This is a genomic window from Ligilactobacillus sp., assembly GCF_036846325.1.
Taxonomy (GTDB): domain Bacteria; phylum Bacillota; class Bacilli; order Lactobacillales; family Lactobacillaceae; genus Ligilactobacillus.
This window is the reverse complement of record NZ_DAIUCE010000045.1, coordinates 3,812-14,060: the sequence shown is the minus strand read 5'-3', so window position 1 is coordinate 14,060 and position 10,249 is coordinate 3,812. Positions and strand designations below refer to the sequence as shown.

At 49.4% G+C, this 10,249-nt stretch carries 10 protein-coding genes; all 10 read left to right on the top strand.

Annotation, left to right across the window (positions count from 1 at the left end):
• The first annotated feature begins 385 nt into the window (after nt 1–385).
• Nucleotides 386–1,219: a MetQ/NlpA family ABC transporter substrate-binding protein gene (locus tag V7Z60_RS05740; protein WP_442918900.1), complete on the top strand. Its 834-nt coding sequence runs from the start codon at nt 386–388 to the stop codon at nt 1,217–1,219.
• Nucleotides 1,220–1,248: 29 nt separating this feature from the next.
• Complete coding sequence (locus V7Z60_RS05735; RefSeq protein WP_334116891.1) at nt 1,249–2,265, top strand: methionine ABC transporter ATP-binding protein; 1,017 nt, start codon at nt 1,249–1,251, stop codon at nt 2,263–2,265.
• A complete protein-coding gene (locus V7Z60_RS05730; protein WP_334116890.1) occupies nt 2,265–2,924 on the top strand; it encodes a methionine ABC transporter permease in 660 nt (219 codons plus the stop codon). Before V7Z60_RS05735 ends, V7Z60_RS05730 begins: the two co-directional genes overlap by 1 nt.
• 30 nt (nt 2,925–2,954) lie before the next feature.
• The gene (locus V7Z60_RS05725; protein WP_334116889.1) at nt 2,955–4,139 is read left to right on the top strand and encodes a pyridoxal phosphate-dependent aminotransferase; all 1,185 of its coding nucleotides are present in this window, start codon (nt 2,955–2,957) and stop codon (nt 4,137–4,139) included.
• A gap of 184 nt (nt 4,140–4,323) precedes the next feature.
• On the top strand, nt 4,324–5,448 hold the full coding sequence (locus tag V7Z60_RS05720; protein WP_334116888.1) for an ABC transporter ATP-binding protein: 1,125 nt from the start codon (nt 4,324–4,326) through the stop codon (nt 5,446–5,448).
• Complete coding sequence (locus V7Z60_RS05715; RefSeq protein ID WP_334116887.1) at nt 5,399–6,346, top strand: carbohydrate ABC transporter permease; 948 nt, start codon at nt 5,399–5,401, stop codon at nt 6,344–6,346. Before V7Z60_RS05720 ends, V7Z60_RS05715 begins: the two co-directional genes overlap by 50 nt.
• Nucleotides 6,346–7,170 (top strand): carbohydrate ABC transporter permease, encoded by an 825-nt coding sequence (locus tag V7Z60_RS05710; RefSeq protein WP_334116886.1) that lies wholly within the window; start codon nt 6,346–6,348, stop codon nt 7,168–7,170. Before V7Z60_RS05715 ends, V7Z60_RS05710 begins: the two co-directional genes overlap by 1 nt.
• Nucleotides 7,170–8,507: an ABC transporter substrate-binding protein gene (locus V7Z60_RS05705; RefSeq protein WP_334116885.1), complete on the top strand. Its 1,338-nt coding sequence runs from the start codon at nt 7,170–7,172 to the stop codon at nt 8,505–8,507. Before V7Z60_RS05710 ends, V7Z60_RS05705 begins: the two co-directional genes overlap by 1 nt.
• Nucleotides 8,508–8,519: 12 nt before the next feature.
• A complete protein-coding gene (locus V7Z60_RS05700; RefSeq protein WP_334116884.1) occupies nt 8,520–9,209 on the top strand; it encodes a glycerophosphodiester phosphodiesterase family protein in 690 nt (229 codons plus the stop codon).
• Nucleotides 9,210–9,391: 182 nt separating this feature from the next.
• A complete protein-coding gene (locus V7Z60_RS05695) occupies nt 9,392–10,159 on the top strand; it encodes a tyrosine-protein phosphatase (protein WP_334116883.1) in 768 nt (255 codons plus the stop codon).
• Nucleotides 10,160–10,249: the final 90 nt, after the last annotated feature.

Sequence of the window (10,249 nt, the reverse complement as noted above, 5' to 3'; positions counted from 1 at the left end):
CCTTTTCTAACAAAATTCTTAAAAAATAATTGACATTAAGTAACAACTGTATTAAACTAGCATACATAAACAAACGGAAACATGATGAAGAGCAGAGTAGGTTTGCGGACGCTCAAAGAGAGCCCCTGGCTGGTGTGAAGAGGCAGTACGAAGCAGACTGAAGATGGGCTTGGAATGGTGTCGGTGAGCATTGTGAGCCGATGACGTGGCTGCGTACGTTACCAACGCAAGACTTTACGCATGTGCGCAGTGCGTCGAAGTCTTCGAGACAGCGCCTGAGAGGGAGCTGTGAACTAAGGTGGTAACACGGTCGAAGCATCCGTCCTTTTTACAGGACGGATGCTTTTTGTTTATGGGAACACTTTAATTAAATGAGGAGAAAAGCATTATGAAGAATTTAATCAAGAAGGTTTTAGGCGTTTCGGCAGTGCTGCTCTTTGCGGGTTCTGCTCTTGCAGGTTGCGGCAAAAAGGATTCAAAGGAACTGAGCGAAAAGGAAATCACGGTCGGCGTGACTGCAGGACCTCATCAGCAGATCATGGAAGAAGTCGCACGTCAGGCAAAGAAGGACGGGCTGAAAATCAAGATCAAGTCATTCACGGACTACAATACGCCGAATTCGGCCCTGAGTTCAGGTGACCTTGACGCAAACAGCTATCAGACGATTCCGTTTCTGAAGGATCAGATCAAGAACAAGGGCTACAAGTTCGATCAGGCGTTCAAGACGGTGGCGTATCCGATGGGCGTCTACTCCAAGAAGATCAAGAGTCTGAAGGATTTGAAGGACGGTGATTCGATTGCTGTTCCAAATGATGCAAGCAACGAAACGCGCGGACTGCAGCTGTTCGAAAAGGCAGGCATCATCAAGCTCAGGAAAGGCGTCGGGCAGACGGCAACTAAAAAGGATGTCGTCTCAAATCCCAAGCATTTGAAGATTGTTGAACTTGAGGCTTCGCAGCTTCCAAAGCAGCTCGGTGAAGTGACTGCGGCAGCAATCAATACGAACTTTGCAATGGGCGCCGGACTTTCAATCAACGAAAATGCCATTTTCCATGAACCTTTGAAGAACAACCCGTATCCGAACGTCTTTGTCGTTCAGTCAGGACACAGGAACGATGCGGTTGTAAAGAAGATCGACAAGTACTATCACTCAAAGCAGACCGCTGCATTCATCAAGAAGGAATTCAAGGGTTCGGTAGTGCTTTCATCAAGCAAGTAACAAGCAGGCAGCAGTAAGGAGAGATTTGAATGATCGAAATCAGGAACGTCACGAAAATTTACAAGGATAAGGAACGGGAAGTCAAGGCTGTCGACAATGTTTCCCTGAACATCGAGGAAGGAGAGATCTTTGGCGTCATCGGCTATTCGGGTGCCGGCAAAAGCACGCTGATCCGCATGATCAACGGGCTTGAAGTTCCGACAACGGGCGAAGTCATCGTTGACGGCGAAAGAATCGATCCGACGGACAAGAAGAAACTGCAGCAGCAGCGCTCAAAGATAGGCATGATTTTCCAGGGCTACAATCTTCTGAAGACGGCAACGGTTCTTGAAAACGTGACGCTTCCGCTGAAACTTGAAGGACTTGAGAAGTCACTTGCCGAACAGCGTGCTGAAAAGTATCTCAGAATCGTCGATCTCTGGGAACAAAAGGACCGCTATCCGGCAGAACTTTCCGGCGGTCAGCGGCAACGTGTCGCAATCGCGCGTGCCCTGGCACATGAACCGAAGATTCTGCTTTCAGATGAGGCGACGAGCGCGCTTGATCCCGAGACGACGGAATCGATTCTGAAACTGCTGCTTAAAATCAATCAGGAACTGCATATCACGATCTTCCTGATTACGCATGAACTGGACGTCATACAGCGCGTCTGTGACCGCGTGGCCGTTCTGGCAAAGGGAAAGCTGATTGAACAGGGTAATGTGCTGGATGTCTTTACAAATCCAGAAAAGGAAGCCACGAAGAAGTTCATCGGCATCACGGACACGATGGGGGTTCCGCTTGAAATTCTCAAACCGTATACGACAAACGGACAGCTCGTTGTCCTGAAATTCATCGGGCAGACGGCCAATGAACCGATTATTGCCGATCTTTCAGGAAAATACGGTGTGTCGCCCAACATTCTCGGCGGCGGCATCGGTTATCTCAAGAAGAAAGCCTACGGGCGTCTGCTGGTTCATTTTGATTTTAAGGACGAAGAGGAGTTTGACAATGCGATGGCAGGTTTGCGGACTCAGGATATTTATTACGAAAGGGTTGAGATCTAATGTCTTTTATCAATGAATGGGGTCCGACAATCTGGACCGGATTTTTAGAAACGCTGACAATGACGTCGATTACTCTGGTCATCTCAGTAATTCTGGGCATTCCTCTCGGTGTCTTGCTGGTTAATTCAAGTGAGAAGGGGCTTCACCCGAACAAGCCGCTCTATACGGTCGTCAACTGGCTGGTGAACATTTTCCGTTCACTGCCCTTCATCATATTGCTGTTCCTGATTCTGCCGATTACAAAAATCGTTGCCGGCACGACGATTGGTATCCGCGGGGTGATTTTGCCGCTTGTCTTCTATTGTGTTCCATATCTCGCGCGTCTGGTCGAATCTTCAATTCTTGAAGTTGACCCCGGCATCATCGAGGCATATCAGTCAATGGGCATCTCAAACGGCAAGATCATCGTCAACGTCGTCCTGAGAGAGGCACGTTCGGGCCTTGTCCGCGGGCTGACGATCACGACGATCGGACTTGTCGGTGCAACTGCCATGGCAGGTCTGGTCGGTGCCGGCGGTCTGGGCGACATTGCCTACCAGTACGGGTTCCAGCGGTACCAGCCGTCCGTCATGTATGCCACGATTGTTGTCCTGATCGTTCTGGTTCAAATCGTGCAGACGGTGGGCGACATCTGTGCCAGAAAATTGCAGCGTGACTAATTTTAATGTATTTGAAAGAAGGATTAACAAATGGAATTTCCAGAATCAGATTTAATGCAAACATTGCCAAAGCAATTTTTTGCAGCACTTGTTGCCAAGGTTAACAAAAAAATTGCCGAAGGATACGACGTCATCAATCTCGGCCAGGGCAATCCTGACCAGCCGACGTTCGACTACATCATCGAAGGCTTGAAAGAAGCGGCGGAAAGACCAATCAACAACAAGTACTCGCAGTTTCGCGGCCAACCGACTTTCAAGAAAGCCTGTGCAGCGTTTTATCAGGAGAAATACGGCGTCGAACTCGACAGTGAAAAGGAAATCTGCGTTCTCGGAGGTTCCAAAATCGGGCTGGTCGAACTGCCGTGGGCTTTGATGAATCCGGGCGACACGATTATTTTGCCCGATCCAGGCTATCCTGACTACCTTTCAGGCGTTGCGCTCGGTCAGGTCAAGCTTGAAACGGTGCCGTTGAAGGCTGAAAACGACTTCTTGCCGGATTATGACGATATTCCGGAAGATGTTGCCAGAAAAGCCAGGTTCATCTACCTTAACTACCCGAACAATCCGACCGGTGCTGTTGCCACGAAGGAATTCTGGGAGAAGACGGTTGCGTTTGCCAAAAAATACAATGTCGGCGTCGTCAGCGATTTTGCATACGGTGCGCTCGGCTTTGACGGCTACAGGAATCCGAGTTTCCTTGAAACTCCCGGTGCAAAGGACGTCGGCATCGAACTTTACACGTTCTCAAAGACGTTTAACATGGCCGGCTGGCGTCTGGCCTTTGCTGCCGGCAATCAGGAGATGATTGAAGCATTGAACCTCATTCAGGACCACCTTTTCGTCAGCGTTTATCCGGCAGTCCAGGATGCCGGTATCGTGGCCCTGGAGTCTTCGGAGCGCGACCCTGAAATTGCAAAGCTCGTTGCTCTTTACCAGAGCCGCCGTGACGCATTCGTCAATGCGGCTGAAAAAATCGGCTGGCATGCGTTTAAGTCGGGAGGGACTTTCTACGCCTGGATGCCCGTTCCGAAGGGATATACCAGTGAACAGTTCGCTGATGTCCTGTTGAATGAGGCTCATGTTGCCGTTGCGCCAGGCAAGGGCTTCGGTGAGGCAGGCGACGGATACGTCCGCATCGGACTGCTCGTTTCGCCGGAAAGACTGGTTGAGGCAGTGGAACGAATCGATAAGCTGAATTTATTTGAAAAAGAATAGAAAATGAATTGACCGTGCTTTTTTGGCACGGTTTTTTGGTGTCCTGAGCTGAAACTTGTAATGAAAAATGCAGTGCTTTCACAAAATGTTAACCAAACCGTTACATGACCGTTACGTCAAACTGATTATTCCATTACATTCATCAGATAAGATTTACCCATAAACACATAGGGGTGAGTTTTAAATGACAATTGAACTGAAGAACATTGGCAAGAGTTACGACGGAAACTCCTGGACCTTGAACGACATCACGACGGAAATCGAATCCGGCGAATTCTTTGCAATCGTCGGTCCGTCAGGATGCGGCAAGAGTACGCTTTTGAGAATGATTGCAGGCTTGATTTCGATTTCCGAAGGCGAAATTGAAATTGACGGCAAAGATGTTACGAACCTGCCGCCGCAGGAACGTAACCTGACGATGGTTTTCCAGAATTATGCACTGTTTCCGTTCTTAAGCGTGCGCGACAACGTTGCCTTCGGATTGAGGGAACACAGGATGGATGCAGGAGAAATCAGGCGCCGCGTTGACGAAGCACTGGACATGGTTAATCTGACCGAGTACGGTGACCGCAAGCCGCGCGACCTTTCCGGCGGTCAGCGCCAGCGCGTGGCCGTTGCACGTGCGATTGCGAGCGATGCAAAAATCTGCCTGATGGACGAACCGTTGTCAAACCTTGATGCACAGCTTCGCGGCAAGATGCGTTCGGAAATTCGCATGCTGCAGCAGAAACTCGGCCTGACAATGATTTACGTAACGCATGACCAGGTCGAGGCCATGACGATGGCTGACCGCATCATGGTTCTGCACGACAGCAGGATTCAGCAGATCGGAACTCCGCTTGAGATCTACAATCATCCGGCAAACACATTCGTCGCCGAATTCTTCGGCACCCCGCGCATGAATCTGCTTGAGGCAACGTATGACGCACGTCTGAATAAGCTGGTCGTTGATGAAAGCCTGGAATTTGACTGCGAGGACGGCATGGATCGCGATGATTACATCGTCGGCGTCCGTCCCTCCGGATTTTCCGTTGAAAAAGCAGATGACCGGTCAAATGCCAGGGTTGTCAATGCGGAATATCTCGGCAACATGTCGATTATTGAGCTTGAACTTGACAGCGGCGACGAAATCAGAGTGACCGTTGATGATGACATGAATCACGACTGGATGATAAATCAGCGCATGTTCGTCAAGCCACAGGGGATTTTCTACATCTTTGACAAAACAGGAAAATTATTCGCAAAGGGAGGTTCTTCAAATGGAACAGGTCGATCAGAAGAAGAGTTTGTCGCAGCAGCTGCACGATAAGACTTCAAAAATCAGCATCGGGTACGACATCGAGGCACATGACAAGCACTATGCACTGCTTTTTCTCGGACCTTCGCTTTTAATTCTGTCAGTCTTTGTCTTCTATCCGATGATCAGGACGATCTGGATGAGCTTCTTTTTGACGGACAGTCTGGGCAAGCCGACCGTGTTCGTCGGTTTGCAGAATTACATTGACTTGTTTACGTCAAGTGCTTATCTTAACAGCATGAAAGCCACGTTCATCTACGTCTTGTTCGTATCAGTTCTGACCATTGCCCTGGGACTGCTTCTGGCACAGACCGCAAGCGCCAAACTGAAGGGCATCGGCTTTTTCAGAACCGCTTTTTCCTCCACGATGGGTGTGTCAGTTTCCGTTGCTGCCATCTTCTGGCTGTTCATCTTCAATCCGTCCGTTGGACTTTTAAACAAGATTCTAGAACTGTTCAACATTCCGGCCATCAACTGGCTGACTCAGCCGGGATGGGCAATGGCTGCCATCATAATTTCAACTGTCTGGATGAATCTCGGCTTTACGTTTCTGATGTTGTTCGGTGCCCTTCAGTCGGTGCCGAAGACTCTGTATGAGGCTGCCGACATCGCCGGTGTTTCCAGGAGACGTCAGTTCTTCAAGATTACGATTCCGATGATTTCACCGACGCTGTTCTTTGCTGCCATCATCACTTTGATCGATGCCTTCAAGAGCTTCGGGCTGATCGACATGATGACGGCCGGCGGACCGGACAACACTACGAATCTTCTGGTCTATCGCATTTATCAGGATGCGTTCCTGAACGGCAACTATGCTCTTGCAAGCACGGAATCGGTCGTCCTGGCAGTCATCATCGCAGTCTTTACGCTGATTCAATTTAAATTCCTGGAAAAGAAGGTAACATATTAATGGAAGAGATCATGACAAAAAAGGAGCGCGCAGGACGCTACATCGTGCTCATCCTGCTGGCAGTGTTCATTTTGACGCCGTTTGTCCTGGGACTCTGGACCAGTTTCCTGCCAACGGCAGACATTTCATCAGGTCGTTTGTTCAGCACGCATATTTCGCTTGACAACTACGTCAATGCCATGAAGAACACGGAAATCATCCGCTATCTGCTGAACAGCCTGGTCATTTCAGTTCTGACCACTGTATTTCAGTTGATTTTCTGTTCAATGAGTGCCTATGCATTCGTCTTCTTGAAATTCAGAGGCAGAGACTTTCTGTTCGGCCTGTTCCTCGCCACGATGATGCTGCCGTTTGAAGCAGAAGTCATTCCGAACTTTGCGACGATGCGTCAGATGAACCTGCTCAATACCTATTCCGTAATGGTCGTGCCGTTCCTGACGTCTGCCTTCGGTACGTTCATGCTGCGTCAGAATTTCAAGCAGATGCCTGCTGAATTGAAGGAAGCTTCCGATGTTTGCGGGCTTTCACATTGGAAATTCTATACGAAAGTCACGTTGCCGTATGCCAGGATCAGTCTGCTGACCCTTGCCTCATACAGTTTCCTGAGCAGTTGGAATCAGTATCTCTGGCCGATGCTGACGACTTTTTCTGACAAATACAGACCGGTGCAGGACGGTTTGCGTCAGTTGCAGTCCCAGGAAACGTTCAATGACTGGGGAATGATTCAGGCAAGTGCGGCAATTGTCGTGATTCCGACGCTGATCGTCTTGTTTATTGGTCAAAAGTCGTTTAAATCAGGCATTAATGAAGGGGCGGTCAAATAATGAAGATCAAAAAGATCGCAGTGGCATTGGGCGCTGCATTTTCCATCATGGCGTTTGCGGCAAATCCGGCGAACGTTTCTGCTTCCGAGCGCACGAAAATCGTGTTTTGGCATGAAATGACCGGTCCGGCGCAGGTCGAACTCAAGCGCCTGGTGAACGAATTCAACAAGCATCAGGACAAATATGAAGTTGAAGCGGAATTTGAAGGCGACTATAATGAAGCTGTGCAAAAAATTTTGAACACTCACGGAACGGATGCTTCGCCGGCGGTTTTCCAGGCAATGGATATTTCGAGCGCGCAGATGTACTACAGCAAGCATACGACGCCGGTTCAAAAGTTCATTGACGAGGACGGTTATGACGTCAGTCAGATTTCATCAGTGGCACGTGCCTTTTACTCAAAGGACGGCAAGCAGCTTTCGATGCCGTTCAACTCTTCGCAGCCCGTGCTCTACTATAACAAGACGCTGCTTAAAAAGCTCGGCATCACGCCGCCTCCGCTTGATCCGTCATATTCTGACGTCACGCGCGTTGCAAACGCAATCTATAAGAAGTCAAATCATAAGATCAAGGGAATGAGCATCGAAATCTACGGCTGGTTCTTCGAACAGTTCCTGGCAAATGCAGGGGTGTGCATGGCAAACAAGGATGACGGCCATAACGGCGTCCCGACTGCGGTTGATTTCACGTCAGGCACTGCCGTTAATACGATGAAGTGGATCCAAAACGGACTCAAGCAGGGCAGCTTCATGAACTACGGTGCTGGTTCAAATGCCGGAACGAACGAAACGGCGGCATTTTTGTCACGGCGTTTAGGGATGTTCCTGCAATCGTCCGGGTCGATCACGCAGCTGACAACGGGAACGAAGGATGAAATCGGCGTTTGCTACTATCCGCATGAAGACGGAAAAAAGGCCAACGGAGTCTCAATTGGCGGGGCTTCGCTCTGGATTTCAAACGACAAGTCAAAGGATGTCCAGCGCGGTGCCTGGGAACTCGTCAAATATCTCCTGACGCCCGAATCACAGGCAAGCTGGCAGGCGCAAACCGGATATCTTGCCTTGAACAGGCAGTCGGCCGGGCAGGATGTTTTGAAGAAGCTTTACAAGAAGATGCCGCAGGCAAGGATTCCGAGTCAGCAGCTTAACCGTACGACGCCAAACAAGGCAAACTCCGGCATTTTCATGCAGAATCTGGTTCAGAACCGTCTGCTGATCCAAACCGCGATGGAACAGATTTATGATGGAAAAGATGCCAGGACCGCCCTGGCCGAGGCGCAGACTTCAATGAACAAATACGTTGCATCAAATAACAAGGCTAATGGCTTTGACAATTAAGAAGGATTTTTTATGAAAATTGAGACGAAAATTTTTGGACACCGTGGCTATCCCGCAAAATTTGCGGAAAACTCGCTTGAAGGCTTTGAATATGCCTTGGAAAACGGTGCTGACGGAATCGAATTTGATGTTCACTTGACAAGGGATCAGGTTCCGGTCGTGATGCACGATGAAAAAATCAACCGCACCACCGACGGCAAGGGAAACATCAAGGATTACACGCATGAGGAGCTGCAGCAGTTTCATCTGGAAAACGGCGAAACGATTCCGGACTTAAAGGACGTGTTTGAGTTGATTGAAAAACATGATGCTTTGGCAAACCTTGAATTCAAGACGGACAAATACGAGTATCAGGGAATTGAAGAGATTGTGCTCAATATGGCCAAAGAATACGAGTTCAGACATCCGTTCATATATTCATCGTTTAATCTGCAGACAATGCTGAGATGCCTTGCGATTGATAAAGATCTTGATTGCAACTGGCTTGTGGACAAAAAAATTGCCGACCCGGAAAAAGTCGTTTCGGACAACGGACTTTCCGGCATCCATCCCAATGAATATCATGATTTTGACGGCGTTCAGCGTATCTGGACGATTGATGATGAAGGGAAAGCCCGAAAGCTGATGGAAAAAAACGTTGCCGGCATCTTCACGAATGACTTTGTCAGGATGAATGAGCTGAGAGAAGAACTGAAACGCTGATTTTCTTCAATTGAAATACAGTGTGTGGAGCCTCTGCGCAGTCTTGCGCGGGGGCTTTTTGCAGCATGGATGTCATGACTGCCGCCTGCTGCCTTTCCGGGATGTTCGGACAGGAAATTCTTTGCAAAATCTGCTGAATCATCATATAATCATTTGGAAAACACGAAAGAGAGGAAAGTCTGATGCTGACAAACTGTGACAACTTCCGCGACATGGGCGGAATCAGGACGCGCGACGGGCGTGTCATAAAGGAAAGAAAAATCATCCGCAGCGGCAAGCTGAGCGATTTGACCGACCGGGAAACGGCCTTTCTCGAAGAATACGGCGTCAGGGACGATGTTGACTTCAGGTCTGCCGCCGAGCGCAGGAACGAACCGGACCGGATCCCTGAAGTGGTGAACTATCACTTTGCCCCCGTCTTTCCGGAAGATGACAGGACGAGAAGCGGCGAAGCCAAGTGGGAGTCTCGCCGCAACTACTATGTCGATGCGGACGCTGCCGCAAATGACATGATTGAAGCCTACAACGGCATCGTGCTTGAGGACTGCGCCAAGAAGGCCTATCGGAAGTTCTTCGATGTCCTGCTGGCAAATGACGGGGAGAACGAATCGGTTCTGTTTCACTGTTCGGCCGGCAAGGACAGGACGGGGATGGGCGCCGTGTACTTCCTTTCGGCGCTCGGCGTTGACGGTGCCGACATCCGCGCCGATTACCTTGCTTCCAACCGGTATCTGAAGGATCAGCAGGAAAAAGAGCACGAGCGCGCCATTGAAAAGGGCGAAATATTCGCCCGGAACATCTTCAACCTGGGTTCCGTTTCCGAAAGTTACCTGGACTGCGCCCTTGGCACAATCAGCAATGAGTACGGGGGCCTTGACGGCTACCTGACCAGTGAACTCGGTCTTGGCGCAAGGGAAAGGGAAGATCTGAGAAGAATCTATTTAAAGTGATGAATACAGTGAGGATGCTGGGAAAAAAGTCATTCTTCCATCTTGAATTAATTGAAGTGCCGAACAGGAGAAGTCGAAAGCCGACTGATT

What these genes read in the sequence shown, in the direction of transcription:
- V7Z60_RS05735 (WP_334116891.1), top strand. Translation starts at nt 1,249, where the DNA reads ATGATCGAAATCAGGAACGTCACGAAAATTTACAAGGATAAGGAACGG.
- V7Z60_RS05730 (WP_334116890.1), top strand. Translation starts at nt 2,265, where the DNA reads ATGTCTTTTATCAATGAATGGGGTCCGACAATCTGGACCGGATTTTTA.
- V7Z60_RS05725 (WP_334116889.1), top strand. Translation starts at nt 2,955, where the DNA reads ATGGAATTTCCAGAATCAGATTTAATGCAAACATTGCCAAAGCAATTT.
- V7Z60_RS05720 (WP_334116888.1), top strand. Translation starts at nt 4,324, where the DNA reads ATGACAATTGAACTGAAGAACATTGGCAAGAGTTACGACGGAAACTCC.
- V7Z60_RS05715 (WP_334116887.1), top strand. Translation starts at nt 5,399, where the DNA reads ATGGAACAGGTCGATCAGAAGAAGAGTTTGTCGCAGCAGCTGCACGAT.
- V7Z60_RS05710 (WP_334116886.1), top strand. Translation starts at nt 6,346, where the DNA reads ATGGAAGAGATCATGACAAAAAAGGAGCGCGCAGGACGCTACATCGTG.
- V7Z60_RS05705 (WP_334116885.1), top strand. Translation starts at nt 7,170, where the DNA reads ATGAAGATCAAAAAGATCGCAGTGGCATTGGGCGCTGCATTTTCCATC.
- V7Z60_RS05700 (WP_334116884.1), top strand. Translation starts at nt 8,520, where the DNA reads ATGAAAATTGAGACGAAAATTTTTGGACACCGTGGCTATCCCGCAAAA.
- V7Z60_RS05695 (WP_334116883.1), top strand. Translation starts at nt 9,392, where the DNA reads ATGCTGACAAACTGTGACAACTTCCGCGACATGGGCGGAATCAGGACG.